Source organism: Burkholderia sp. 10_S31 (assembly GCF_056930375.1).
This window is the reverse complement of sequence record NZ_JBXOWK010000003.1, coordinates 1,872,265-1,899,230: the sequence shown is the minus strand read 5'-3', so window position 1 is coordinate 1,899,230 and position 26,966 is coordinate 1,872,265. Positions and strand designations below refer to the sequence as shown.

Below are 26,966 nucleotides of genomic sequence, written 5' to 3'. Positions count from 1 at the left end.
GCGCCCTAGGCGCGGCGTTCGGAGCATTCGGCGTATCATGTCATCTACCTGTCCGGAGGCTCTACATTCATGGCGGACAAAAAAGGTTCGAACAGCGAGAAGCTGTTGTATTGCTCGTTCTGCGGGAAGAGCCAGCATGAGGTCAAGAAACTCATCGCGGGCCCGTCGGTATTCATCTGCGATGAGTGCATCGACCTCTGCAACGAGATCATTCGCGACGAGGCGGCTGCCGCCGGCGTCGAGGCCAGCCTGTCCCGGTCGGATCTGCCGAGCCCGCAGGAAATTCGCGACATCCTCGATCAGTACGTGATCGGCCAGGAGCGTGCGAAGAAGATCCTCGCGGTGGCCGTGTACAACCACTACAAGCGCCTGAAGCATCTCGACAAGAAGGACGACGTCGAGCTGTCGAAGAGCAACATCCTGCTGATCGGCCCGACGGGCTCCGGCAAGACGCTGCTCGCGCAGACGCTTGCGCGGTTGCTGAACGTGCCGTTCGTGATCGCCGATGCGACGACGCTGACCGAAGCCGGCTACGTCGGCGAGGACGTCGAGAACATCATCCAGAAGCTGTTGCAGAACTGCAACTACGAGGTCGACAAGGCCCAGCGCGGGATCGTCTATATCGATGAAATCGACAAGATCAGCCGCAAGTCGGACAACCCGTCAATCACGCGCGACGTGTCGGGCGAGGGTGTCCAGCAAGCGCTGCTGAAGCTCGTCGAAGGCACGATGGCGTCGGTGCCGCCGCAGGGCGGCCGCAAGCACCCGAACCAGGATTTCATCCAGGTCGACACGACCAACATCCTGTTCATCTGCGGCGGCGCGTTCGACGGTCTCGAGAAGGTGATCACCGATCGCACCGAAAAGACGGGTATCGGCTTCGGCGCGACGGTCAAGAGCAAGCAGGAGCGCGACGCGGGCGAAGTGCTGCGCGAGACGGAACCGGAAGACCTGATCAAATTCGGACTGATCCCCGAATTGATCGGTCGCCTGCCGGTGGTCGCGACGCTCGGCAAGCTCGATGAAGCCGCGCTGATGAAGATCCTCGTCGAGCCGAAGAACGCGCTCGTCAAGCAATATCACAAGCTGTTCGCGATGGAGCGCGTCGAGCTGGAAATCCGGCCGGGCGCGTTGCAGGCAGTCGCCCGCAAGGCGATCCGCCGCAAGACCGGCGCGCGCGGTTTGCGTTCGATCATCGAACAGGCATTGCTCGACGTAATGTACGAACTGCCGGCGATGAAAGGGGTCAGCAAGGTCATCATCGACGAGAACGTCATCGATGGCGACGGCAAGCCCCTGCTGATCTATGAGGACACGCCGAAGGTGGCGGGTTCGAACTGACCGGCTTGCCGACGATGTTCTGCGAAAAAGGCCGTTCATGAGACCGTGGGCGGCTTTTTTTCGTTTATCTTGTGGGTAACTCTGACTCGACACGCGGTGGTTACTTTCTTACCGAATATTTCCCGCACTTGAAGGCTTGCAATTCGTTGTGGCGGCCTCAATTACCGAACAATTGATTCCACTCATGGGGAAATGAAATGTCAGGCACCCAACTTCTCCCGCCGGAACGCATCACGCTCCCGCTGCTGCCGCTGCGGGATGTCGTCGTTTTCCCGCACATGGTGATTCCGCTCTTCGTGGGCCGGCCGAAATCGATCAAGGCCCTCGAAGCAGCGATGGAAGGCGGCAAGCACATCATGCTCGTCGCCCAGAAAACCGCGGCCAAGGACGAACCGACCGAAAAGGATATGTACGAGGTCGGTTGTATCGCCAACATCCTGCAGATGCTGAAGCTGCCGGACGGCACCGTGAAGGTGCTCGTCGAGGGCCTGCAGCGTGCGAAGGCGTTGTCGATCGAAGAACAGGAGACGCAGTTCTCCTGCGAAGTGATGCCGCTCGAGCCCGATCACGCCGACAGCGCGGAAACGGAAGCGCTGCGCCGCGCGATCGTGTCGCAGTTCGACCAGTACGTGAAGCTGAACAAGAAGATCCCGCCGGAGATTCTCACGTCGCTGTCGGGCATCGATGAAGCCGGTCGTCTCGCCGACATGATCGCCGAGCGTCTGCCGCTGAAGCTCGACCAGAAGCAGCACATCCTCGAGATGTTCCCGGTCATCGAGCGCCTCGAGCACCTGCTCGCGCAGCTCGAAGCCGAGATCGACATCCTGCAGGTCGAAAAGCGCATCCGCGGGCGCGTGAAGCGCCAGATGGAAAAGAGCCAGCGCGAGTACTACCTGAACGAACAGGTCAAGGCGATCCAGAAGGAACTGGGCGAAGGCGAAGAGGGTGCGGATCTCGAGGAACTCGAGAAGCGCATCAACGCCGCGCGCATGCCGAAGGAAGCGAAGAAGAAGGCTGATGCCGAGCTGAAGAAGCTGAAGCTGATGTCGCCGATGTCGGCCGAAGCGACCGTCGTGCGCAACTACATCGACACGCTGATCGGCCTGCCGTGGCGCAAGAAGAGCAAGGTCAACAACGATCTGTCGAACGCCGAGCAGGTGCTCGACGAGGATCATTTCGGCCTCGAGAAGGTGAAGGAACGCATCCTCGAGTACCTCGCGGTGCAACAGCGCGTGGACAAGGTCAAGGCCCCGATCCTGTGCCTCGTCGGGCCTCCGGGCGTCGGCAAGACCTCGCTCGGCCAGTCGATCGCGCGTGCGACGAACCGCAAGTTCGTCCGGATGGCCCTCGGCGGCGTGCGTGACGAAGCCGAGATCCGCGGTCACCGCCGGACGTACATCGGCTCGATGCCGGGCAAGATCCTGCAAAGCCTCGCGAAGGTTGGCGTGCGCAATCCGCTCTTCCTGCTCGACGAAGTCGACAAGATGGGCATGGATTTCCGCGGCGATCCGTCGTCGGCGCTGCTCGAGGTGCTCGATCCGGAACAGAACCACACGTTCGCCGACCACTACATCGAAGTCGACTTCGACCTGTCGGACGTGATGTTCGTCGCGACGTCGAACTCGCTGAACATCCCGCCGCCGTTGCTCGACCGGATGGAAGTGATTCGTCTGTCGGGCTACACGGAAGACGAGAAGGTCAGCATCGCGCAGCGTTACCTGCTGCCGAAGCAGAAGAAGAACAACGGGCTGAAGGACGGCGAGGTCGACGTCACCGAGCAGGCGATCCGCGACATCATCCGCTACTACACGCGCGAAGCCGGTGTGCGTTCGCTCGAGCGGGAAGTGTCGAAGATCTGCCGCAAGGTCGTGAAGATGCTGCTGCTGAAGAAGGCATCGGGCGCGATCAAGGTCGATGGCGAGAACCTCGATACGTTCCTCGGCGTGCGCAAGTACGACTTCGGCCTCGCGGCGAAGGAAAACCAGGTCGGTCAGGTGACGGGCCTCGCGTGGACGGAAGTCGGCGGCGACCTGCTGACGATCGAAGCCGCGGTGATGCCGGGCAAGGGCAACGTGATTCGCACGGGTTCGCTCGGTGACGTGATGAAGGAGTCGGTCGAGGCTGCGCGTTCGGTTGTGCGCTCGCGTTCGCGGCGTCTGGGCATCAAGGACGAAGCGTTCGAGAAGCAGGACATCCACATCCACGTGCCGGAAGGCGCGACGCCGAAGGACGGCCCGTCCGCCGGCGGTGCGATGACGACCGCGCTGGTGTCGGTGCTGACGGGGATTCCCGTGCGTGCCGATGTCGCGATGACGGGCGAGATCACGCTGCGTGGCGAAGTGCTGCCGATCGGCGGGCTGAAGGAAAAGCTGCTGGCGGCGCATCGCGGCGGCATCAAGCTCGTGCTGATCCCGGAAGAGAACGTGAAGGATCTCGCGGACATTCCGGACAACGTGAAGAACGCGATCGAGATCGTGCCGGTCCGCTGGATCGACAAGGTGCTCGAACTCGCGCTCGAACGTACGCCGACCCCGCTGCCGCCGGAAGAAGAGGCGAAGGCTGCGGCGCCCGTCGGCGAGGCGGCGAAGGATGCCGGCTCGACGGAAGTCGTCAAGCACTGAGAACCTGAACGCCGTCGCTGACGGTTGTTCGCGAAACCCGCGGCGTGGCCGCGGGTTTTTTTTATGGTGCGCCCGGCAGGGCGCACTCACTAGGAGGTGAAAGTCCTCTACACGCCCGGCAAGGGGAAGTGTTAGCTAGAGGCAAGGGCGTCGCGGGTGACTGCGAGTCTGAAGGAAGCCCGAGGCAAAGCGCTGGCCTGACGAACAGGAAGCGGATAAGAGGCGACGCATCGGGGTAAGGCAGCCATAAAGGCCGAAGCCCGAAACTTGCACGGGACGATGCGGCGTATATCCGACAGGCATAAGCGTGAAGGTGGGTGCGCAATACCCGGGGAGATCTGCACGGCTGCCGAAGTGCTACTGGCGTCGAGAGGCGTCGGGATGGCCATGCAGAAGTCAGCAGAGGGCATAGTAGGCCGCGAGGCTGAAGGCCCGAACATGAAGGACCGCGATTAGGACGGTGGAGACTCGATGCGAGCCGATGAAGCACAAGCCCGTGAGAACGGGGCCATGACGCAGGAGCCGGGGCGGAACCCTGGGGATGGCGCGCGTGGTGCGGAGGTTGGCGCGGCGTCTACCGGGCAAGCGAAAGCGGAGGGGCCATCGCTGATGGAGGCGGTGGTTGAACGCAGCAACCTGTGGCTGGCGTATCGACGGGTGGTCGAGAACCGTGGCGCACCGGGAGTCGATGACTTGCCGGTGGAGCAGTTCAAAGGCTGGCTGAAGGTACATTGGCCGAGCGTGAAGGCGGCGCTGCTGGAAGGGCGATACGTACCGGCGGCGGTGCGCGCGGTGGATATACCGAAGCCTGCGGGCGGGGTAAGGACACTGGGCATCCCGACGGTGCTGGACCGGCTGATCCAGCAAGCGCTGCACCAAGTACTCCAACCGATCTTCGAGCCGGGGTTCTCCGAGTCGAGCTACGGCTTCAGGCCGCGACGCAGCGCGCAGCAGGCGGTGCTGAAGGCACGACAGTACGTGCAGGAAGGCCTTCGCTGGGTGGTGGACATCGATCTGGAGAAGTTCTTCGACCGTGTGAACCACGACATCCTGATGTCGCGGGTGGCCCGGCAGGTGAAGGATGATCGGGTGCTCAAGCTGATCCGGCGGTATCTGGAGGCGGGCCTGATGCGAGGCGGGATGGTGACGGTGCGACGGGAGGGGACGCCGCAAGGCGGGCCGCTCTCGCCGCTGCTGTCGAACATCCTGCTGACGGATTGGGACCGCGAGCTTGAGCGACGCGGCCACGCGTTCTGCCGCTATGCAGACGACTGCAACATCTATGTTCGAAGCAAGGTGGCGGGCGAGCGGCTGTTGATACAGATGAAGGCGTTTCTCGAGAAGCGCCTGAGGCTGCGAATCAACGAGGCGAAGAGCACGTGTGCACGACCGTGGGCGCGCAAGTTCCTGGGCTACAGCGTGACGATGCATCGTCAGGCGAGGCTGCGAATCGCGCCGGAGAGCCTGAAGAGGCTGACGGCGCGGGTCAAGGAGCTGATGCGTCCGGGTCGAGGGCGTAGCGTATCGCAGACGATCGAGTCGCTGAACCCGGTGCTTCGCGGCTGGATAAGCTACTTTCGGCACACGGAGGTCAAAGGCGCGTTGGAGGAACTGGACGGGTGGGTCAGACGGCGAATGCGCAGTCTTCTATGGAGGCAGGCGAAACGCCGGGGAGCCCGCGCGATCATGTTGCATCGAAGGGGCCTCACGGAGGCACGCGCATGGCAATCGTCCCGCAATGGGCGAGGGCCATGGTGGAACGCGGGAGCGAGCCACATGAACGCGGCCTTCCCGAAACGCTACTTCGACGCCTTGGGGCTGGTCTCGCTGCTGGACACTCAGCAGCGCCTCCAGCGTTCTTGATGAACCGCCGTATGCGGAACCGCACGTACGGTGGTAATGGAATGGACGCCCCCGTCCGAAACGGCATCGCCGTGTCAAAGTGGTGAGGCTGTCGAAACACCACCTTCATCGGAGGAGGAGGGCGTCACCATGAACGTTACTACGATCGGCATTGACCTCGCCAAGAACATCTTCCAGGTCCACGGCGTGAATGAGCACGGCAAGGCCGTGTTGAAGAAGCAGCTCAAGCGGCACCAGATGGTGGAGTTCTTCGCGAACCTTCCTCCCTGCATGATCGGCATGGAAGCCTGCGCCAGTGCCCACTTCTGGGCACGTAAGCTGCAGGCGCTCGGCCACACGGTGCGGCTCATGGCTCCCCAGTTCGTCAAGCCCTACGTGAAGACGAACAAGAACGACGTTGCCGATGCGGAAGCCATATGTGAAGCCGTGGCACGACCAAACATGCGGTTTGTGCCCATCAAGAACGTCGACCAACAGGCGGTTCTTGCATTGCACCGCGCCCGCCAGGGATTCGTCCGCGCTCGCACGGCGCAGGCCAACCAGATCCGTGGACTGCTAGGGGAATTTGGTCTCGTGATCCCTCCGGGGATCAGCAGCATTGCGCAAAGGGTGCCCGAACTCATCGAAGACGCTGAGCGCGAATTGCCGGGGTCATTCCGCCTGCTGATACAGCGCCTGACGGATCACCTGAAGGAACTTGACCGACAGGTCGAAGAGCTCGAGACGCAGATCAAAGCCTGGCATCACGCGAATGATGCCAGCCGCAGGCTGGCGGCGATTCCAGGCATCGGTCCGATCACAGCCAGTGCCCTTGTTGCGTCAATCGGCGACGCCAGATCCTTCAGCAACGCCCGGCAACTGGCGGCCTGGCTAGGCCTCGTACCACGACAGCATTCGAGTGGAGGCAAGCCAACGCTGCTGGGCATCACGAAGCGCGGCGATACCTACTTGCGTACGTTGATGGTGCACGGCGCGCGGGCTGTCGTCCGATATTGCGCCAACAAGGAAGATGCGTTCTCGGGCTGGCTTCAACGCCTGCTGACGCGCCGTCACAAGAATGTCGCCGTAGTGGCAGTCGCCAACAGGAACGCGCGCATTGCATGGGCTCTGCTCACACAAGGCACTGCGTTCCGGTCGGATTACGCGCTGTCCGCAGGCACCGAGTAATCCGATCAGTTTAGTTAAGGCTCCCCCCAGGAGGTTGCTTGGGCAATCGTGACGTGATGGCAAGATAGGTTGGACCGGGATCGGAATACTCTGCCCTCCCACAGGCGCTTCGAGCGCGAGGTGGTGATTAGAGCCCGATCAGCAGATTCCATCAGGGACAGAGGCATTGCTGTCGCCTCCTCAACAGTCCGGATGTATGGCCGCAATCTCAATCCCATCTGTCGATCGTTCACGAAGGCCTTGCAAAACGGGGGCGTCCATGTATGTGGGAGGGCTGAGGGGGTAACCCCTCTCCCTACCCGATCGCATTGGAATCGTGCGCGTGAGCGTTGAAAAAAAAGTTCGCACGCGGGCTTGGCAAAATGATCGGGATTGAATTAAACTTGCGGGCTCGCTGGTTGTTGATGCCGAAACGCAGATCGCAGCCAGAACGAATCGGAAACGGGTGCTTAGCTCAGCTGGTAGAGCGGCGCCCTTACAAGGCGTAGGTCGGGGGTTCGAACCCCTCAGCACCCACCAGTTTCACGATTCAGCCAGGCCAAGGAGCGGTAGTTCAGTCGGTTAGAATACCGGCCTGTCACGCCGGGGGTCGCGGGTTCGAGTCCCGTCCGCTCCGCCAGAAAATGAAGAAGCCCGCCTTGTGCGGGCTTCTTCATTTGTATTTCTGTTCGTGCCCGCTTGCGGGCGCGTGACTGCGGAGTGGAGGAAGCCGCCTGCGCGGCTTCCGGCGGGACTCGAAGGGCTGCGCGTGCACGCGCAGCCGCGGCCTGCGGGATGTAGGCGAGTCCCGTCCGCTCCGCCAGAAAATGAAGAAGCCCGCCTTGTGCGGGCTTTTTCATTTGCATCGTCGGTCGCGCTCGTTCGTTGCGCACCTGCTTTTCTCCCGTGCTACCCCGTATGTTGTAATATCGGACGTTTTGTCCAATTTTCCCGTCACGCATGCTCGATTTCTTCCGTAATCACCAGCGCCTGATGATGGCGCTCCTGCTCCTGATCGTGTTGCCGGGGCTGGGTTTCGTCGGGATCCAAGGCTTCCGCGGCTTCTTCGACGACAGTGCGAACGTCGCGGCGGTCAACGGGCACAAGATCACGCGGGTCGAATTCGACGGCGCATTTCGCCAGCAGATCGACCAGGCGCGCCAGGCGCTCGGCGGCCAGTTCGACGTCAAGATGTTCGATACACCCGAACATCGCAAGCAGGTGCTCGACGGCCTGATCCAGCAACGCGTGCTGGCCGACGAGACGCAGCGCCTGCACCTGACGGCATCCGACAACGCCGTGCGCGACGCGCTGATGAGCGACCCGATGATCGCGTCGCTGAAGAAGCCCGACGGTTCGATCGATGTCCAGCGCTATGCGCAGCTGCTGTCGTTCCAGGGGATGACGCCCGAGCAGTATCAGGAGCGCGTGCGTTACAGCCTCGCGCTGCAGCAGATTCCCGCAAGCATCGTGGCGAGCGCATTCACGCCGAAGGGCCCGGCGCAACGCCTGTCGGAACTGGCCGCGCAGCAGCGTGAAGTGCAGGCGCTCGTGCTGAAGACGAGCGACTACGCGGCGAAGGTGCAGCCGACCGAGGCACAGCTCACCGCGTATTACGACGCGCACAAGCAGAGCTTCGCGACGCCGGAAACCGCGACGATCCAGTATCTCGTCTATTCGCCGGCCGCTGCCGCCGCAAGCGCGCAACCGACCGATGCGGACGTCAAGAAGTTCTACGACGACAACCCGACGCACTTCCGCTCGGAAGCGCAGGTGCGCGTGAGCCACATCTTCATCGCCGCGGCGAGCGATGCAAGCGCTGCCGACAAGGCGGCAGCGAAGGCGAAGGTCGAACAACTGCTGGCCGACGTGAAGGCGCATCCGGACCAGTTCGCGCAGATCGCGCAGAAGAGCTCGCAAGATGCGCCGTCGGCAGCGAAGGGCGGCGACCTCGGCTTCATTACGCGCGGCTCGACGGCGGGCGGCAAGGCATTCGACGATGCCGCGTTCGCGCTGAAGCAGGGCGACGTGAGCGGTGTCGTGCAGTCGGATCTCGGCTTCCACATCCTGAAGGCCACGGAAGTGAAGCCATCGGTGGTCAAGCCGTTCGCGGACGTGAAGGACCAGATCGCGGTGGACCTGAAGCAGCAGTACGCAGCGAAGGCGTTCTCTGATAACGCAGAAGGCTTCACGTCGACCGTGTATGAAAAGGCGAAAACGCTGCAGCCGGCAGCCGACAAGTACAAGCTGACGATCCAGACGGCCACCGTCACGCCGACGCCGAATCCGCAACTGCCGCCGACGAGCCCGCTGAACAATCCGAAGTTCCTCGCCGCCGTGTTCGCGAACGACTCGGTGAAGAACCAGAACAACACGCAGGCGATCGACGTGGGCAACAACACGCTGATCTCGGCGCGCGTGACCGACTACAAGCCGGCTGCCGTGCCGGCGCTGGACGCGATCAAGGACGCGGTGCGTCAGAAGGTCGTCGCCGAGCAGGCTGCGGAACTTGCGAAGAAGGACGGTGCGGCGAAGCTGGCCGAGCTGCAGAAGTCGAAATCGGCCGATGGTTTCGCTGCCGCGCAGAAGGTGTCGCGCACGCAGTCGCAAGGGCTCACGCCGGCGGCGCTGAGTGCCGTCTACAAGATCGATGCGAAGACGCTGCCGGCGTACGTCGGTGTCGATCTCGGTGCGGACGGCTACGCGATCTATCGCGTGAACGCGGTGATCCCGGGCACGGCCGTCGATCCGCAGCAGCTCGCGGCTGCGCAGCAGCAGATGGCGCAGGTCGAAGCGCAAAGCGAGGGCGAAGCGTATCTCGCCGCGCTGCGCGACCGCTCGAAGGTGAAGCTGTACGGCACCACGCAGAGCCAGTCGCAGGACAGCGGCAACTGAACGGCAACTAGGCGGTAACCAAGCGGTAACCAAGCGAAGCGTCGTTCACGGTTTCGCACGCAACGACAAAAAGCCCCGCGCGAAGCGGGGCTTTTTGCTTTCCGGCGGCGAGTCGTCAGGTCAGCCGCGCGGCTTGCCGAGCAGCGGCTTCAGCGCCGGCCAGACGTTGTCGAGCAGGATGCCCTGCGCCTGCTGCGCGGGATGCATCTGGTCCGACTGGAACATCTCCGGCTTGTTCTCGATGCCGGCCAGCAGGAACGGCACGAGCGGGACGCCGAACTCCTTCGACAGTCGCGTATAGACCGCGTGGAATTTCTGCGTGTAGTCGGGCCCGTAGTTGGGCGGTACGTACATGCCGACCAGCACGACCTTCGCGCGTGCCTGCCGCGCATCGGCGATGATGCCGCGCAGGTTCTGCTCGGTCGTCGCGAGCGGCACGCCGCGCAGCGCGTCGTTCGAACCGAGCTCGACGACGACGATCGACGGCTTGAGCCGTTGCAGCACCGCGGGCAGCCGTGCACGCCCGCCGCTCGTGGTGTCGCCGCTGACGCTTGCGTTCGCGACGCTATAATCGATTCGCTCGGTCGCGAGCCGTTGCCGCAGCAGCGCCACCCAGCCGGTGTCGCGCGGCAGCCCGTATTCGGCCGACAGGCTGTCGCCGAGCACGACGAGCGCGGGCCGGCCCTGGCCCGATGCCGAGGCCGCCGCCGTCGCGGCGCGCGCGGGCACGGTTACTGCGAGCAGCGTACCCAGCAGCACGGCGAGCGCCGTGCGTCTTTTCCAGCGGAATGTCGTGTCCATGTTCAAGATTACCGATCCGATCATCGAAGTCCATGACGTGTGCAAGCGGGTCGCCGACGCTACGGGCGAGCTGACGATCCTCGACGGCATCACGCTCGCCGTGCGGCCCGGCAGCAGCCTCGCGATCGTCGGTGCATCGGGGTCGGGTAAATCGACGCTGCTCGGCCTGCTTGCGGGGTTGGACAGCGCGACGAGCGGCACGGTTCGCCTGCTCGGCCGCGCGCTCGACCAGCTCGACGAGGACGAGCGCGCCGCGCTGCGCAACGGCGCAGTCGGGTTCGTGTTCCAGTCGTTCCAGTTGATGCCGCACCTGACGGCGCTCGAGAACGTGATGCTGCCGCTCGAACTGCAGGGCGGCATCAGTGCGCGCGACGCGGCCGAGCGTGCCCGCGCGCTGCTCGTACAGGTCGGTCTCGGCGAGCGCACCGCACATTATCCGAAGCTGCTGTCGGGCGGCGAGCAGCAGCGCGTCGCGCTCGCGCGCGCGTTCGTCACGCATCCGTCGATCCTGTTCGCCGACGAACCGACCGGCAGCCTCGACGCGGCCACGGGCCACGCGGTCATCGACCTGATGTTCGAACTGAATCGCACGCACGGCGCGACGCTCGTGCTGGTCACGCACGATGCCGAACTCGCGCGGCGCTGCGTGACGATGGTCACCCTCGACACAGGACGGATCGTCGCCCCGCCCGCGGCGTAGCGCGACACTGAATTCTTGCGCCGTTCGCGCGGCACATCGCCCCGCGCGAACGGCATGCGCATGACGTCGTCGCGTCAGCGCTTGAGCGCCGCACGCGCGCGCTCGATCAGTGCGGTCGTCGACGAATCGTGCTTCGCGGGATCGACCGACTCGGCCGACAGGTCGGCTTCGACGACCTTGCCGAGAATCTTGCCGAGCTCGACACCCCACTGGTCGAACGGATTGATGTCCCACACCGTCGCCTGCACCAGCACCTTGTGCTCGTAGAGCGCGATCAGCGCGCCGAGCGTGCGCGGTGTCAGCGCATCCACCAGCAGCGTCGTCGTCGGACGGTTGCCGGGGAACGTCAGGTGCGGCGCGAGCGCTTCCTTGGCCGGCCCGGCGACCTTGCGCGCTTCGTCGAGCGTGCGGCCGAGCATCAGCGCTTCACTTTGCGCGAAGCAGTTCGCGAGCAGCTTCGGATGATGGCTCGCGAGCGGATGCTCGGGCGTGAGCACTGCGATGAAGTCGATCGGCACGATCGTCGGGCCCTGGTGCAGCATCTGGAAAAACGCGTGCTGGCCGTTGGTGCCCGGCTCGCCCCACGTGACGGCCGACGTCGGGTAGTCGACGAACGTGCCGTCCAGGCGCGCGGACTTGCCGTTGCTTTCCATCTCGAGCTGCTGCAGGTACGACGGCAGGTAGTGCAGCGCTTCCGAATACGGCGCGACGAGATAGCTCTGTGAGCCGAAGAAGTTGCGATACCAGATGCCGATCAGGCCGAGCAGCACCGGCAGGTTGCGCTCGAGCGGCGCTTCGCGGAAATGGCGGTCCATGTCGTTCGCGCCCGCGAGCAGTTCGTCGAACTGCTCGGGCCCGATCGCGATCATGATCGACAGGCCGACCGCCGACCACAGCGAGTAGCGGCCGCCGACCCAGTCCCACATTTCGAACACGTTGTCCGCGGCGATCCCGAACTTCACGACTTCGGCCGGGTTTGCCGACACGCCGACGAAGTGCTTCGCGAGCGCGTCCTCGGGGCAGCCGCGCGCGACGAACCAGTCGCGCAGCGAGCGTGCGTTCGTCATCGTCTCGAGCGTCGTGAACGTTTTCGACACGATGATCGCGAGCGTTTCTCCCGGATCGACCTGTTCGAGCACGCGCGCGAGATCGGCGCCGTCGACGTTCGACACGAAGTGCGTCGAGAGCTCCGGCGTCGCGACATGGTGCAGCGCGTGCGTGACCATCTTCGGCCCGAGATCCGAGCCGCCGATACCGATGTTGATCACGTGGCGGATGCGCTTGCCGGTGTAGCCGGTCCACGCGCCGCTGCGCACGGCGCGTGCGAAGGTCGCCATCTTCGCGCGCTCGGCGCTGACCTGCGCATGGAACGGCGCGTGCGGGTCGGTCGCGCGCAATGCCGTGTGCAGCGCGGCGCGGCCTTCGGTCGGGTTGACGATCTCGCCGGCGAACATCGCGTCGCGGCGCGCTTCGACGCCCGCTTCGCGGGCCAGCTGCACGAGCAGGCGCAGCGTGTCGTCGTCGATGCGGTTTTTCGAAAAATCGGCCGCAAGGCCGCCGCCGGGGATCGTGAAGCGTTCGGCACGGGTCGGCGCGCGGTCGTTTTCCGGTGCGAACCAGTCGCGCAGCCGCGCATGGCGGATCTGTTCGAAGTGGGATTGAAGGGCAGTCCAGGCGGGGAGCGAATTCAGCGTCATGGCGGTTCGAGTGAAGCGTGAATCGGGAGGAATGCCGCGCCGGCGCATCGGGATCGGATGGCCGGCGGACGAGAGGACCCGCCGTGCGGCGGGGGCACCCAGTATAGCGGCGTTATATGGCGGCGCGCGGCGACGGGTAAAAAAGGCGATTGATCAGTGCGCGCACCATTGGCGCGAGTTCGCCCGCGGTGAGGCCGGCCGGGCCCGTGCCGTTCGCGGTCAGCGTGTCGGCCGCGAGGCCGTGCAGGTACACGCCTGCGAGCGCCGCCTCGTACGGGGCGACGCGCTGCGCGAGCAACGCGCCGATCAGGCCGCCGAGCACGTCGCCGGTGCCGCCGGTCGCGAGCGCGGCGTTGCCGGTCGGGTTGATCGTGAGGCGGCCGTCGGGCGCCGCAATCACCGTGCCCGAACCCTTCAGCACGACGATGCTCGCGTAGCGCGCGGCGAGCGCCTGGGCCGCAGCGAGCCGGTCGTGCTGCACCGTCGCGGTGTCGCTGCCGAGCAGCCGCGCTGCCTCGAGCGGATGCGGCGTCAGCACGCACGCGATGCCGCGCGCGCCGCGAGCGGCAACGGCGGCGGCGAGATCGGCGTGGGTCGCGACGAGGTTCAGCGCGTCGGCGTCGAGCAGCGTCACGGCGTCGTGCGCGAGCACGTCGTGCACGAGGGTTGCCGCGGCCTCGCGCGTGCCGAGGCCGCAGCCTGCCGCGATCGCGGACATCGCATCGAGGTCGAGGCCGTCGGCCGGGTGCAGCATCAGTTCGGGAAACGGCGGATCGTACGGCGGCGCGCCGGCGCCGAGAAAGCCGACATGCACCTTGCCGGCGCCCACGAACAGCGCGGCACGCGCGGCGAGGATCGGCGCGCCGCACATGCCGGTGTCGCCGCCGAGCACCGCGAGGCTGCCGAACGTGCCCTTGTGCGACGCGAACGCGCGAGCGGGCAGCGCGGCGGCGAACCGTGCCGGCGCATTCAGCAGGACGGCGGGTGCTGCAGGCGGTGCGACGTCGAGCGACGCGACGTCGATCTCGCCGGCGAGATCGCGGCCGTCGCCGGTGTAAAGGCCCGGCTTTGCGCCGATGAAGGTGAGCGTATGCGTTGCGGCGACGGCGACGCCCGCGCCGACGATCCGGCCCGTGTCGCTGTCCAGTCCGCTCGGCACGTCGAGCGCGAGCACGCGGCCGCCGTTTCGTGTGTGTGCGGCGATGCGCGCGGCCTGTGCGGCGAACGGGCCGTCGAGTGCGCGGCCGAGGCCGATGCCGAACAGACCGTCGACGACCCACGCGTAATCGTCGAGCGAGGCGGGCGGTTCGGTCGACAGCGGCACGCCGGCCGCGCGCGCGAGGCCGAGCGCCCATTGCGCATCGTCCGGCTTGACCGGCACCGGCATCCACGCCTGCGTCGCGACGCCGAGCTGCTGCAGTTGCGCGGCGGCGACCAGTGCGTCGCCGCCGTTGTTGCCGGGGCCGACCGCGAACCAGACCGGACGTTCGTCGCCGGCGACCCGTTCGGACAGCCAGCGCGCGGCGGCGGCGCCCGCGCGGCCCATCAGCGTGTGCGGCGGCAGTTCGGCGGTTGCGGCCGTCTCGGCCGCGCGCAGGTCGGCGACGCGCAGCAGCGCGAGCGGGGCTGGATCGGGAAGCGGGCGGGCATTCGTCATCGGGGTCATGGCGGCGGGCAGGGAGCCGCCCGGGACGGGCCCGCGGCGGTCAGGTCGTGAAGCGCGCGGCGCTCAGCGCGGCGAGGGTGTCGGCGGGCCACTGCTGCGTGTCGCCGCCCAGACAGTCGGTCACCACTTTAGCAGACCCGCACGCGAGGCCCCAACCGGCCGGGCCGTGGCCGAAATTGACGAACACGCGCGAATGCGGGGTCGGACCGACGACCGGCAGGCCGTCCGGTGACAGCAGCTGCGTGCCTTGCCACGAGAGGGCCGCGGAAATCTTCGCGGCGCCCGGCACCCAGTCGTGGACGGCCTGGCCGAGCAGCGCGAGCGCGGCCTCGGACAGCGGCTCGGGGAGTGGCTTCGCGGTGTCGGCGAGGCTCTGCAGCACGGCACCGCCACCGACGCGCAGCCGCTGATGGGTGCGCGTGATCGAGATCCGCTTGATCGAATCGACGACGCTCAGGTGCGGCGCATGTTCTTCGTACGCGACCGGCGCGGTCAGCGTATGGGCGCGGACCGGATGCAGCGGCAGCCGCCAGCCGAGCCGCTCGAGCAGCGGCAGGCTGCCGGCGCCGGCGGCGATCACGATCGCGTCGGCCGAAATCACGTCGACCTCGCGCGCCTTCGTCGCATGCCGGCCCCCGGCCGGCGCTGCGAGCTCGACCGCGGCGCGGCCGGTGTCGACGCGGATCGCGGCGACGTCCGCGCCGAAGCGGAACTGCACGCCATGCTCGTCGAGCGTTTGCTTGACCAGCTTCGCGAACAACGGGCAGTTTCCGGTGCGCTCGCTCTCGAGCAGTACGCCGCCGGCGAAGCCGGGCTCGACCGGCACCGACGGCTCGAGTGCCGCGCATTCGTCGGCGGTGAGCACGCGGTACGGCTGGTCGAGCGTGCGCAGCAGGTCGAGTGCCGGTTGCAGCGCTTCCCAGTCGCGCGGGTCGCGCACGACGTGCAGGATCCCCGGTTTCTGCTCGAATTCGAGCTGGAAGCGCGCCTCGATGTCGGCGAGCGACTCGCGCGACGCGTCGATCAGCGGGCGCAGCCGCGCGTACTGCGCGGCGAATGCGTCGGGCTCGCGCAGCGCGGCGAGCTGCTTGACGAAGCGGCGCACGCCGCCGTTGAAGCCCGGCTTGTAGACGATGCCGGTGTCGCGCGGCTGGCGCTGGCGCATGAAGGTCGGGCCGAACCAGACGTCGAGCGGGCTCGGCAGCAGCGTGCCGCCGTCGCCGTAGGTCGAGCCCTGCGCGACGGTCGCGTGGCGTTCGACCACGCACACGCGATGGCCGGCCGCGCGCAGCTGGTAGGCGGTGGCGACGCCGCTGATTCCGCCGCCGATGACGATGACATCCATGGATTGCTTCGATGACGGGCGGCGCACAAGCCGCCCGGTGAGAATTCGCTGACGGGCCCGCGGCCCGGTGAACCGGGAATGATAGCGCCAAAATCGCGCGAACCGGCGCCACGCGAGCCTATCCTGTTCCGCCGTCGTGCCGCCGTCGTGCCGCCGCCGGTTGCCGCCGGTTGCCGCGGCCGCGCACGCAGGCCCGGCGGGGCGGTTGGGCGCGCGGGTGCCGGTGCACCGTCGCGGTGCGCGACCCGTGCCGATCAGCCGGTCTGGGGCGACCGACTTCCGGGTATAATTACGGCCTTCCTTTCGCCCCACGTCGCCACCTCGCGCGACTCATCGACGTCAGTCCAGCCCATGGCTCACTTCTCGTGTTTTCCCGGCGCTTCGGCCCTCTCCGATTTCCGTCAAACCCGTCTGCTCGACACGCTCAGGCAAATCGACGCCAACATCGTCGCGGTGCGCGGCCAGTTCCTGCACTTCGTCAATGCGGTCGAGCCGTTGTCGGCCGACGACAGCGCCCGCATCGACGCGCTGATGCACTACGGCGCGCCGTTCGAGCCGGCGGCCGAAAAGGGGACGGCCGAGACCTTCGTCGTGCTGCCGCGCTTCGGCACGGTTTCGCCGTGGGCGAGCAAGGCGACCGATATCGCGCAGCACTGCGGCCTCACGCAGGTACGCCGCATCGAGCGCGGCGTCGAGTTCACGGTCACGCTGAAGTCGGGCCTGCTCGGCGGCAAGAAGGCGCTGTCCGACGATGCGCGCGCAGCGGTCGCGGCCGCGCTGCATGACCGGATGACCGAAAGCGTGGTCGCCGCGCGCGACGACGCGAAGCACCTGTTCGACGAACTGCCGGCCAAGCCGCTCGCAACCGTCGACGTGCTGGGCATCGGCCGCGGCGCGCTCGAGCGCGCGAACGTCGAGCTGGGTCTCGCGCTTGCCGACGACGAGATCGACTATCTGGTCGACGCGTTCCGCAAGCTCGAACGCAACCCGACCGACGTCGAGCTGATGATGTTCGCGCAGGCGAACAGCGAGCATTGCCGCCACAAGATCTTCAACGCGCAGTGGACGATCGACGGGCAGGATCAGGACATGTCGCTGTTCGCGATGATCCGCAACACCGAAAAGCTGAGCCCGCAGGGGACGATCGTCGCGTATTCGGACAACTCGTCGATCATGGTCGGCGCCGAAGCCGAACGCTGGTTCCCGCGCAACGCGGGTGCGGCCGGCGAGCCTGGTGAACGCTATGGCCGCCACACCGAGCTCACGCACACGCTGATGAAGGTCGAGACGCACAACCACCCGACGGCGATCTCGCCGTTCCCGGGCGCGGCGACCGGCGCGGGCGGCGAGATCCGCGACGAAGGCGCGACGGGCCGCGGCGCGCGTCCGAAGGCCGGCCTCACCGGCTTCACCGTGTCGAACCTCGATCTGCCCGACGCACGCCAGTCGTGGGAAAACGCACGCGACGCGGCTCAGCCGGTCGGCGAGCGCAACCCGAACGACGCGCATGGCCCGTACGGCCGTCCGGATCGCATCGCATCGCCGCTGCAGATCATGATCGACGGCCCGCTCGGCGGCGCCGCGTTCAACAACGAATTCGGCCGCCCGAACCTTGGCGGCTACTTCCGCGTGTACGAGCAGAACGTCGGCGGGAAGGTGCATGGCTATCACAAGCCGATCATGATCGCGGGCGGCCTCGGTAACATCGCCGATCAACATACGCACAAGCATGACGTGCCGGCAGGCTCGCTCCTGATCCAGATCGGCGGCCCCGGCATGCGGATCGGGATGGGGGGCGGCGCCGCGAGCTCGATGGCGACCGGCGCGAACACGGCCGAACTCGACTTCGATTCGGTGCAGCGCGGCAACCCGGAAATCGAGCGTCGCGCACAGGAAGTGATCAACGGCTGCTGGCAGCTCGGCGCGGAAAACCCGATCCTGAGCATCCATGACGTTGGCGCGGGCGGCCTGTCGAACGCGTTCCCCGAAATCGTGGACGGCGCGGGCAAGGGCGCGCGCTTCGAACTGCGCAAGGTCGCGCTCGAGGAATCGGGCCTGTCGCCGCGCGAAATCTGGTCGAACGAAGCGCAGGAGCGCTACGTGCTGGCGATTGCGCCGGCCGACCTGCCGCGCTTCGAGGCAATCTGCGCGCGTGAGCGCTGCCCGTTCGCGGTGGTCGGCGTCGCGACCGACGAACGCGAGCTGAAGCTCGTCGACGACGAAGCGACGGGCGTCGAGGAGTACCCGGTCGATATGCCGATGGAAGTGCTGCTCGGCAAGCCGCCGCGCATGCACCGCGACGTCACGCGTGTCGCCACCGAGCGTGCGCCGGTCGACGTGACGGGCGTCGCGCTGTCGGCAGTCGCGGTCGACGTGCTGAAGCACCCGACGGTCGGCAGCAAGTCGTTCCTGATCACGATCGGCGACCGTTCGGTCGGCGGCACGTCGGTGCGCGATCAGATGGTCGGCCCGTGGCAGGTGCCGGTGGCCGACTGCGCGGTGACCGCGCTCGACTACGCGGGCTTCAAGGGCGAGGCGATGACGATGGCCGAGCGCACGCCGCTCGCGGTGATCGACGCGCCGGCATCGGGCCGCATGGCCGTTGGCGAGGCGATCACGAACATCGCGAGCGCGCCGATCGCGTCGCTCGACAAGCTGAAGCTGTCGGCGAACTGGATGGCCGCATGCGGCACGGCCGGCGAGGACGCCGCGCTGTTCGACACGGTCAAGGCGATCGGCATGGAACTGTGCCCGGCGCTCGGGATCGGCATTCCGGTCGGCAAGGATTCGCTGTCGATGAAGACCAAGTGGGACGAGCAGGGCATCGCGAAGGAAGTGGTGTCGCCGGTGTCGCTGATCATCTCGGCGTTCGCGCCGGTCGAGGACGTGCGCCGTCACCTGACGCCGCAACTGCGCCGCATCGCCGACGCAGGCGACAGCGTGCTGATCGCGATCGATCTCGGTCGCGGCAAGAACCGGATGGGCGGCAGCATCTTCGCGCAGGTCACGCAGCAGGTCGGTGATGCGACGCCGGACGTCGACGATCCGGAAGACCTGAAGCGCTTCTTCAACGCGATCCAGTCGCTCAACGCGCAAGACAAGCTGCTCGCGTACCACGACCGCTCGGACGGCGGCCTGTGGGCGACAGTGTGCGAAATGGCGTTCGCGGGTCACGCGGGCGTGTCGCTGAACGTCGACATGCTGACGCTCGACCCGAATCACGAGTCCGACTACGGCGACGCGAAGGACTGGGCGAAGCAGACGAGCGGCCGTCGCGAGGATCGCACGCTGCGCGCGTTGTTCTCGGAAGAGCTCGGCGCCGTCGTGCAGGTGCGCGCGGCCGATCGCGACGCGGTGCTGGGCGCGCTGCGCGAGTTCGGCCTGTCGGCGTGCTCGCACGTGATCGGAACGGTCAACGATCGCGACGTGATCGAGGTGTACCGCGACGCGAAGAAGGTCTTCGACGCGCCGCGCGCCGAACTTCATCGTGCATGGGGTGAAGTGAGCTGGCGCATCGCGCGCCTGCGCGATAACCCCGCGTGTGCGGATGCCGAATACGACGCGCTGCTCGATGCGGCCGACCCGGGCATCTCGCCGGTGCTGACGTTCGATCCGGCCGACGACATCGCCGCGCCGTTCATTGCGACGGGCGCTCGCCCGCGCGTCGCGATCCTGCGCGAGCAGGGCGTGAATTCGCACCTTGAAACGGCGTACGCGTTCGACCGCGCGGGCTTCGATGCGCACGACGTGCACATGAGCGACCTGCTGGCCGGTCGTGCGACGCTCGCCGATTTCGCGGGCGCGGTGGCGTGCGGCGGCTTCTCGTACGGCGACGTGCTGGGTGCCGGCGAAGGCTGGGCGAAGACGATCCGCTTCAACGCGAACCTTGCCGACATGTTCTCGGCCTTCTTCGCGCGCCCCGACACGTTTGCACTCGGCATCTGCAACGGTTGCCAGATGCTGTCGAGCCTCGCGTCGATGATTCCGGGTGCCGAAGCGTGGCCGAAGTTCACGCGCAACAAGTCCGAGCAGTTCGAGGCGCGCTTCTCGTTCGTCGAGGTCGAGAAGTCGCCGTCGATCTTCTTCGCAGGGATGGAAGGCTCGCGGATTCCGGTGGCGGTCGCGCACGGCGAAGGCTATGCGGACTTCTCGCAGCAGGGCGACATCGATCGCGTCGCGGTCGCGATGCGCTACGTCGACCACCGCGGCGAAGCGACCGAGCGCTATCCGTTCAACCCGAACGGGTCGCCGGCCGGCATCACGTCGGTCACGACGGCCGACGGCCGCTTCTCGGTGCTGATGCCGCACATGGAGCGCGTGCACCGCACGGTCACGATGAGCTGGCATCCGGAAGGGTGGGACGAAGCGAGCCCGTGGATGCGCGTGTTCCGTAACGCACGCCGCTGGATCGGCTGATGTTCGATCCGCACGCACCGGTCGAGATCGTCACGCTGCGCGACGAACGCGCGAGCGACGTCGAGGCGATCGGTCGCGTGATCGTGGCTGCGTTCGAGGGCGAACCGCAGCACGGGCAGTTCGAGCGGCAGATCGTCGACGCGCTGCGCGCGGACGGCGCGCTCGGCGTGTCGCTCGTTGCGGAGCGTGATGACCGCGTGATCGGCCATGTCGCGTTCTCGCCGGTGTCGATCGGCGGCGAGCCGGCCGGCAGCCACGCGTGGTATGGGCTTGCGCCGCTCGCGGTGCGGCCCGAGTGCCAGCGCCAGAGCATCGGTGCGGGACTCGTGCGCACGGGGCTCGACGCGTTGCGCCGGCTCGGTGCGCGCGGCTGCGTCGTGCTCGGCGATCCCGCGTACTACGCGCGTTTCAACTTCGCGCCGTCCGGCGATCTCGTGTTCCCGGGGGCGCCACCCGAGTATTTCCTCGCGCTGGCGTTCGACGACGCCGCGCCGCGGCCGTCGGGGGAGGTCCGTTATCACGCTGCGTTCTATCCGGCATAGCGGTTCGCTGCGCTGCCCGTACGTGATCCTGCCGTTCTGAAAAGCCGCCTTGAAGCGGCTTTTTCTTGTGCGCGGCCGCGGTGTGGATCGGTTGACCGCAAGCAAGCGCACCTGAAAAAGAAAAAGGCCGCTCCACAGAGAGCGGCCTTTGCGTAAGCGAGCGTCGCCGACGTTACTGGATCTTCGCCTGCTGGCGCAGACCTTCCTCGAACGCCTGCAGCTTCTGCTGCACGAGTTGCTGCGCGATCTGCGCCTTCACCTGGTCGAACGGCGGCGGGGCGATGTCGCGGATGTCGTCGACACGGATGATGTGCCAGCCGAACTGCGTCTTCACCGGCGTGTCGGTCATCTGGCCTTTCTGCAGCTTCTGCGCTGCCGCCGCGAATTCCGGTACGTACGCCTTCGGGTCGGACCAGTCGAGATCGCCGCCGTTCTTGCCCGAACCCGGATCCTTCGAGTACTGCTTCGCGAGATCCTCGAACTTCGCGCCGGCCTTGATCTTCGCGATCAGGTCCTTCGCCTGCTGCTCGCTGTCGACGAGGATGTGGTGCAGGTGGTACTCGCGGTTGCCGCCGGCACCCTTCACGAGATCGTCATAGCGCGCCTTCACTTCCGCGTCGGTCGGCTGGTTCTTCTTCAGGAAGCTCTCGATCATCGAGCGCAGCACGACCGTCTGCTGCGCGACGGCGACCTGCGCCTTCACGTCCGGACGGTTCGGGATGCCTTCGCGGATCGCTTCCTGCATCAGGATTTCGCGGTTCACGAGTTCCTGGCGCACGGCCTGCTGCAGTTGCGGGCTGTCGGTCTGGCCTTGCTGGACGAGCTGCGCGACCATCGCATCGGCGCGCGACTTCGGAATCGGCGTGCCGTTGACGACGGCGATGTTCTGGGCGAATGCCGGTGCCGCTGCAAAAGCAGCCGCCGCGACCCACAAGCGGGGGGATTTCAGGATCATCGGGAATTCCTGTTGAGACTAGATTGAAGATTCGTTGAATTCTTCGGGCGTGTAAGCCACGATCGCAAGCGCGTGAATGCCGCGCTGCATCGCATCAGCGAGCGCATCATACACCAGCCGATGCCGCGCGACGCGAGGCTTGCCCGCGAAGGCGGCCGACACGATCGTGACCGTGAAGTGGCCGCCCGCAGCCGCGCCGGCGTGACCCGCGTGCTGCGCGCTGTCGTCGCGCACGGTGAGCGACAGCGGTGCGAGCGATGCGGTGAGGCGCGCTTCGATCAGCGCGATGCGTTCGTCGGGCGAGGCGTTCAGAAAGGCGTCGGTCATGTCATTCGTCCTTCAGGTACTTCGTGAGCCACAGGCTCTGCAGGATGATGAATACGACCATCGCGCCCGTCGTGCCGAACAGCTTGAAGTTCACCCATTGCGATTCGGTGAAGTTGTGTACCACGTACAGGTTCGCGACGCCGAGCACCGCGAAGAACAGCGCCCACGCGACATTCAGCTTGTCCCACACGGGGTGTGGCAGCGTGAGCTGCTTGCCCATCATCTTCTCGATCAGGTTGTTGCCGAACGCATAGCGCGCGGCGAACAGCCCGATCGCAAACAGCCAGTACAGCACAGTCGGTTTCCATTGAATGAATTTTTCGTCATGCAGGACGAGGGTGGCGCCGCCGAAGACGACGATCACGCCGAGGCTGACCCACAGCATCGTGTCGACCTTCCGGTGCCGGAAGGCGACCCACGCGACCTGGGCCAGTGTCGCGACGATCGCGACGGCGGTGGCGGTGAAGATGCCCCAGACCTTGAAGGCGGCGAAAAACAGGATGATCGGAAACAGATCGAACAGGAATTTCATGGCGCTCGCAGCTGCGTGAAAGGCCGCATTGCGCGGCCTTTCACCGTTGTGGGGACCCGCCAGGCGCCACCGTCCGGGATCGGAGCAGCCGGCAAGGCTGCCCGATCGATCCGTCCGGCACCGCTCATTCGTTTTCGGGTCGGGACTCGAAGTTTAACGCAGCCGAATTGATGCAGTACCGCAAACCGGTCTGGTCGCGCGGGCCGTCCTCGAACACGTGGCCGAGATGCGCGCCGCAATGGTTGCAGCGGACTTCGACACGCACCATCCCGTGCGAGCGGTCGATCTTCTCGTCGATCACCTCGCCGTTGAGCGGCTTGAAGTAGCTGGGCCAGCCGCAGCCCGAATGGAATTTCGCGCCGGATTCGAACAGCGGCGTGCTGCAGACGACGCATTTATAGATGCCGGCGTCCTCGGTGTCGGTGTATTCGCCGGTGAACGCGCGCTCGGTCGCCGCATGCTGCGTGACCTCGTACTGCATCGGCGTGAGCCGGCGGCGCAGTTCGGCATCGTCCTTCCGGTACGGGTAGGTTTTATCGTCGGAATCGTGTGACATGTGAGAGTTCTCCTGATCGGTCGGCCGGGTCGTGCGGGTCACGACGAGCAGCTCACTTCGAGCGACCCGGCCCAGTCGGGCGGCAATGCCGCATACGCTTCATGTTCCGGTTGTTCGTCGAACGGCCGGCGCAGCACCTGCGCGAGCCGTTCGACTTCGGAAAAGTCCTTTTCCTTCGCGCGCCGGATCGCGACTTCGGCCAGATGGTTGCGCAGCACGTATTTCGGGTTCACGCGATTCATCGCGGCCGCGCGGGCCGCGTCGTCGCGCGTCTCCTCGGACAGCCGCGCGCGGTAGAGGTTCGCCCACGCGTCGAACGCGTCGCGGTCGATGAACAGGTCGCGCACCGGCGCGTCGCGGCTCGCGTCGTGCTTCGACAACTGCGCGAGGTGACGGAACGTCAGCGTGAAGTCCGCATGGCTCGCATGCATCGTCTCGAGCAGCTTGTTCGCGAGTTCGGCGTCGTTCTCGCGTTCGAGCTCGAGGCCGAGCTTCGCACGCATCGCGCGTTCGAGCGCGGGGCCGAAGCGTTCCGGAAACTTCGCGAGCACGGCCTGCGCATCGTCGACCGCGCGCTCGGCGCGTGCATCGTCATCGGCGATCCCGTGCTGCAGCCCGATCAGCGGCAGCAGCGCCTGCGCGAGGCAGTAGCAGTTCCAGTGCGCGATGCGCGGCTGCATGCGGTACGCGTAGCGGCCGCTCGTGTCGGAGTGGTTGCAGATGTGGTTCGCGTCGAACGCGTCGACGAAGCCGAACGGACCGTAATCGATCGTCACGCCGAGGATCGACATGTTGTCGGTGTTCATTACGCCGTGGCAGAAGCCGACCGCCTGCCATTGCGCGACGAGGTCGGCCGTGCGCAGCATCGCGGCTTCGAGCAGCGCGAGGTACGGATCGTCGGCATCGCGGCATGCCGGGTAGAAGCGGTCGATCACGTGATCGGCGAGCTGGCGCAGCAGGTCCGGGCGATCGTTCGAGAAGAAGTGCTCGAAGTGGCCGAAGCGCACGAAGCTCGCCGACACGCGCGTGACGACGGCCGACGTCTCGATCTCCTCGCGCACGACCGGCTGGTCGGAGCCGATTACCGTGAGCGCGCGCGTGGTCGGAATACCGAGATGATGCATCGCTTCCGAACACAGGAATTCGCGGATCGACGAACGTAGCACCGCGCGGCCGTCGCCCATGCGCGAGTACGGCGTGCGGCCGCCGCCCTTGAGCTGCAGTTCGTAGCGCTGGCCGTCGGCGCCGGGGAGTTCACCGATCGTCAGCGCGCGGCCGTCGCCGAGCTGGCCGGCCCATACGCCGAACTGGTGACCGGAGTACACCGATGCGTACGGCATCGCGTTCGCGGGCCAGTCGCGCGTCGGGTTGCCGGCGAACAGCTCGGCGAATCCGGGACGTGCCGCGAGCGAGGCCGGCAGGCCGAGCAACTGCGCGACTTCGTCGGAAAAGCCGACGACGTACGGCGCGGGCAACGGCGCGGCCGGCAGCCGCGTATGAAACGCGTCGCCGAGCGTGACGAACGCGTCATCGGCCGGCGTGCCGAGCGTGGCGGCGAGGTCGGGGAGAGTGTCAGCCGTATCGGCTGCGCTTCGGGAAAACGACATGTTGAGCGCCTCTGGGTAAGCCGATATTGTAAGGCGGCGCCGCGCCGCCCGCATGGTAGCCCGCGCGCCCGGCGTCTGGCCTGTCCGGGCCGTGGACGGGCAGCAGGCAGGCGCACCGCTTCGAGGCTGGTCACCGATTCGCGTCCTTCAGGGAGAACAAGACGATGGGTAAGCCGTTGCTGGGCCAGATGATGGACATGCCGTTGCTGGTGTCGTCGCTGATCGCGCATGCCGCGCGTTATGCGGGCGACACGGAGATCGTGTCGAAGCGAGTGGAAGGCGACCTGCATCGCTACACGTACCGCGACTGCGAGCAACGCGCGAAGCGCCTCGCGCAGGCGCTCGCACGGCTCGGCGTCGAATCGGGCGAGCGCGTCGGCACGCTGGCCTGGAACGGCTACCGGCATCTGGAGGCGTATTATGGGATCGGCGGGATGGGCGCCGTGTGCCATACGATCAACCCGCGCCTCTTTCCCGAGCAGATCGCCTACATCGTCAATCACGCGGAAGACAGCTACGTCTTCTTCGACATCAATTTCGCGCCGCTCGTCGATGCGATCGCGCCGCAATGCCCGCACGTGAAGGGCTGGGTCGCGATGACGGACGCAGCGCACCTGCCGTCCGGTGCGACGCCGTACCTGTGCTATGAAACGCTCGTCGACGCCGAGGACGGCCGCTACGACTGGCCACGCCTCGACGAACTGCAGGCGTCGGGCCTCTGCTACACGTCGGGCACGACCGGCAACCCGAAGGGCGTGCTGTATTCGCATCGCTCGACGGTGCTGCACGCGTACGGTGCGGCGCTGCCCGACGCGATGAACCTGTCGGCGCTGGATGCGGTGCTGCCGGTCGTGCCGATGTTCCATGTGAACGCATGGGGGTTGCCGTACGCGGTGCCGCTCACGGGCGGCAAGCTCGTGCTGCCCGGCAAGGACCTCGACGGCAAGTCGTTGTACGAACTGATGGAGGCCGAGCGCGTGACGTTCTCCGCGGGCGTGCCGACCGTGTGGCTCGGGCTGCTGAACTACATGCGCGAGGCCGGCGTGCGCTTCTCGACGCTGAACCGCACGGTGATCGGCGGCTCCGCATGCCCGCCCGCGATGCTGCGCACGTTCGAGGACGAATACGGCGTGCGCGTGATCCACGCGTGGGGGATGACCGAGCTGTCGCCGCTCGGCACGCTCGCGAAGCTGAACTGGGCGCAGTCGCAGCGGCCGCTCGACGCGCAGCGCCGGCTGCTCGAGAAGCAGGGGCGCGTGATCTGCGGCGTCGACATGCGGATCGTCGGCGACGACGGCCACGAACTGCCGTGGGATGGCATAGCGTTCGGCGAACTGCAGGTGCGTGGGCCATGGGTGATCGATCACTACTTCAAGAGCGATACGTCGCCACTGTCGGACGGCTGGTTCCCGACCGGCGACGTCGCGACGATCGACCCCGATGGCTTCCTGCAGATCACCGACCGCAGCAAGGACGTGATCAAGTCGGGCGGCGAGTGGATCAGCTCGATCGACATCGAGAACGTCGCGATCGCGCACCCGGGCGTCGCCGAAGCCGCGTGCATCGCGTGTGCGCACCCGAAATGGACCGAGCGTCCGCTGCTCGTCGTGGTGCCGCGCGAGGGGGCGAACCTGACCCGCGACGCGCTGCTCGCGTTCTACGAGGGCAAGGTCGCGAAGTGGTGGGTGCCCGACGACGTCGTGTTCGTCGAATCGCTGCCGCACACCGCGACCGGCAAGCTGCAGAAGTTGAAGCTGCGCGAGACGTTCCGCGACTACGTGCTGCCGACAGCGGTCTGCGAGCCGTAAGCCGGGACCGGCGACGGGGTCCACCGAGCGGTCGCCCGATCCGGCCCCCGGGTCGGGAAAAAATTCAAATTGAACGACCGTGCTTTTTTGCTGTATGCTGCCTCCGTTCGATCCGGACATGCGGCTGTTCGACCGCGCACAATGAAGC

At 66.3% G+C, this 26,966-nt stretch carries 18 protein-coding genes and 2 tRNA genes; 11 read left to right on the top strand and 9 right to left on the bottom strand.

Annotated features, from left to right (window positions below):
* Positions 1–69 precede the first annotated feature (69 nt).
* The 7 genes from clpX to AC1Z3W_RS28955 all read left to right on the top strand — a co-directional run bounded on the left by clpX (position 70) and on the right by AC1Z3W_RS28955 (position 9,866).
* The gene (clpX, locus tag AC1Z3W_RS28985) at positions 70–1,341 is read left to right on the top strand and encodes an ATP-dependent Clp protease ATP-binding subunit ClpX (protein ID WP_006754177.1); all 1,272 of its coding nucleotides are present in this window, start codon (positions 70–72) and stop codon (positions 1,339–1,341) included.
* A gap of 197 nt (positions 1,342–1,538) precedes the next feature.
* Positions 1,539–3,962 carry an endopeptidase La gene (gene lon, locus AC1Z3W_RS28980; RefSeq protein WP_006760949.1) on the top strand — a complete coding sequence of 808 codons (2,424 nt, stop codon included), beginning with the start codon at positions 1,539–1,541 and terminating at the stop codon, positions 3,960–3,962.
* Between the two features lie 471 nt (positions 3,963–4,433).
* On the top strand, positions 4,434–5,825 hold the full coding sequence (ltrA, locus tag AC1Z3W_RS28975) for a group II intron reverse transcriptase/maturase (RefSeq protein WP_483509012.1): 1,392 nt from the start codon (positions 4,434–4,436) through the stop codon (positions 5,823–5,825).
* 129 nt (positions 5,826–5,954) lie between these two features.
* Entirely contained in the window at positions 5,955–6,992 is a 1,038-nt protein-coding gene (locus AC1Z3W_RS28970) for an IS110 family RNA-guided transposase (RefSeq protein WP_483509011.1), read from the top strand.
* Between the two features lie 443 nt (positions 6,993–7,435).
* Positions 7,436–7,511 (top strand) — tRNA-Val (locus tag AC1Z3W_RS28965).
* Between the two features lie 23 nt (positions 7,512–7,534).
* Positions 7,535–7,611: transfer RNA gene (locus tag AC1Z3W_RS28960), tRNA-Asp, on the top strand.
* 320 nt (positions 7,612–7,931) lie between these two features.
* The gene (locus AC1Z3W_RS28955) at positions 7,932–9,866 is read left to right on the top strand and encodes a SurA N-terminal domain-containing protein (protein WP_124833162.1); all 1,935 of its coding nucleotides are present in this window, start codon (positions 7,932–7,934) and stop codon (positions 9,864–9,866) included.
* Positions 9,867–9,986: 120 nt separating this feature from the next.
* On the opposite strand, the gene AC1Z3W_RS28950 is transcribed toward AC1Z3W_RS28955, so the two are convergent.
* On the bottom strand, positions 9,987–10,667 hold the full coding sequence (locus tag AC1Z3W_RS28950; protein WP_124833163.1) for an arylesterase: 681 nt from the start codon (positions 10,665–10,667) through the stop codon (positions 9,987–9,989).
* On the opposite strand from AC1Z3W_RS28950, the gene AC1Z3W_RS28945 reads away from it, so the two are divergent.
* Positions 10,666–11,367 carry an ABC transporter ATP-binding protein gene (locus AC1Z3W_RS28945; protein ID WP_124833164.1) on the top strand — a complete coding sequence of 234 codons (702 nt, stop codon included), beginning with the start codon at positions 10,666–10,668 and terminating at the stop codon, positions 11,365–11,367. The two genes, AC1Z3W_RS28950 and AC1Z3W_RS28945, sit on opposite strands and share 2 nt — an antisense overlap.
* A 74-nt stretch (positions 11,368–11,441) precedes the next feature.
* Here the strand turns inward: AC1Z3W_RS28945 and pgi are convergent, their stop codons facing one another.
* The 3 genes from pgi to AC1Z3W_RS28930 all read right to left on the bottom strand — a co-directional run bounded on the left by pgi (position 11,442) and on the right by AC1Z3W_RS28930 (position 16,075).
* Positions 11,442–13,064 carry a glucose-6-phosphate isomerase gene (gene pgi / locus AC1Z3W_RS28940; protein WP_483509010.1) on the bottom strand — a complete coding sequence of 541 codons (1,623 nt, stop codon included), beginning with the start codon at positions 13,062–13,064 and terminating at the stop codon, positions 11,442–11,444.
* A 112-nt stretch (positions 13,065–13,176) separates the two neighbouring features.
* Entirely contained in the window at positions 13,177–14,721 is a 1,545-nt protein-coding gene (locus tag AC1Z3W_RS28935; protein WP_483509009.1) for an NAD(P)H-hydrate dehydratase, read from the bottom strand.
* Positions 14,722–14,770: 49 nt separating this feature from the next.
* The gene (locus tag AC1Z3W_RS28930) at positions 14,771–16,075 is read right to left on the bottom strand and encodes an FAD-dependent oxidoreductase (protein ID WP_483509008.1); all 1,305 of its coding nucleotides are present in this window, start codon (positions 16,073–16,075) and stop codon (positions 14,771–14,773) included.
* Positions 16,076–16,426: 351 nt separating this feature from the next.
* Between AC1Z3W_RS28930 and purL the strand changes: the two genes are divergently transcribed.
* On the top strand, positions 16,427–20,491 hold the full coding sequence (purL, locus tag AC1Z3W_RS28925; RefSeq protein WP_483509007.1) for a phosphoribosylformylglycinamidine synthase: 4,065 nt from the start codon (positions 16,427–16,429) through the stop codon (positions 20,489–20,491).
* Entirely contained in the window at positions 20,491–21,033 is a 543-nt protein-coding gene (locus AC1Z3W_RS28920) for a GNAT family N-acetyltransferase (protein ID WP_124833168.1), read from the top strand. The genes purL and AC1Z3W_RS28920 overlap by 1 nt, the downstream gene beginning before the upstream one ends.
* 172 nt (positions 21,034–21,205) lie before the next feature.
* On the opposite strand, the gene AC1Z3W_RS28915 is transcribed toward AC1Z3W_RS28920, so the two are convergent.
* The 5 genes from AC1Z3W_RS28915 to AC1Z3W_RS28895 all read right to left on the bottom strand — a co-directional run bounded on the left by AC1Z3W_RS28915 (position 21,206) and on the right by AC1Z3W_RS28895 (position 25,010).
* A complete protein-coding gene (locus AC1Z3W_RS28915; protein WP_057925331.1) occupies positions 21,206–21,988 on the bottom strand; it encodes a peptidylprolyl isomerase in 783 nt (260 codons plus the stop codon).
* A gap of 18 nt (positions 21,989–22,006) precedes the next feature.
* Entirely contained in the window at positions 22,007–22,315 is a 309-nt protein-coding gene (locus AC1Z3W_RS28910) for a BolA family protein (protein ID WP_057925330.1), read from the bottom strand.
* 1 nt (position 22,316) lies between these two features.
* A complete protein-coding gene (locus AC1Z3W_RS28905) occupies positions 22,317–22,847 on the bottom strand; it encodes a septation protein A (protein WP_057925329.1) in 531 nt (176 codons plus the stop codon).
* Positions 22,848–22,971: 124 nt separating this feature from the next.
* On the bottom strand, positions 22,972–23,403 hold the full coding sequence (gene msrB, locus AC1Z3W_RS28900) for a peptide-methionine (R)-S-oxide reductase MsrB (protein ID WP_057925328.1): 432 nt from the start codon (positions 23,401–23,403) through the stop codon (positions 22,972–22,974).
* Between the two features lie 38 nt (positions 23,404–23,441).
* Positions 23,442–25,010, bottom strand: coding sequence for a protein adenylyltransferase SelO (locus tag AC1Z3W_RS28895; protein ID WP_483509006.1), 1,569 nt, complete (start codon positions 25,008–25,010; stop codon positions 23,442–23,444).
* 164 nt (positions 25,011–25,174) lie between these two features.
* On the opposite strand from AC1Z3W_RS28895, the gene AC1Z3W_RS28890 reads away from it, so the two are divergent.
* Positions 25,175–26,818 (top strand): 3-(methylthio)propionyl-CoA ligase, encoded by a 1,644-nt coding sequence (locus tag AC1Z3W_RS28890; protein ID WP_124833170.1) that lies wholly within the window; start codon positions 25,175–25,177, stop codon positions 26,816–26,818.
* Positions 26,819–26,966 lie beyond the last annotated feature (148 nt).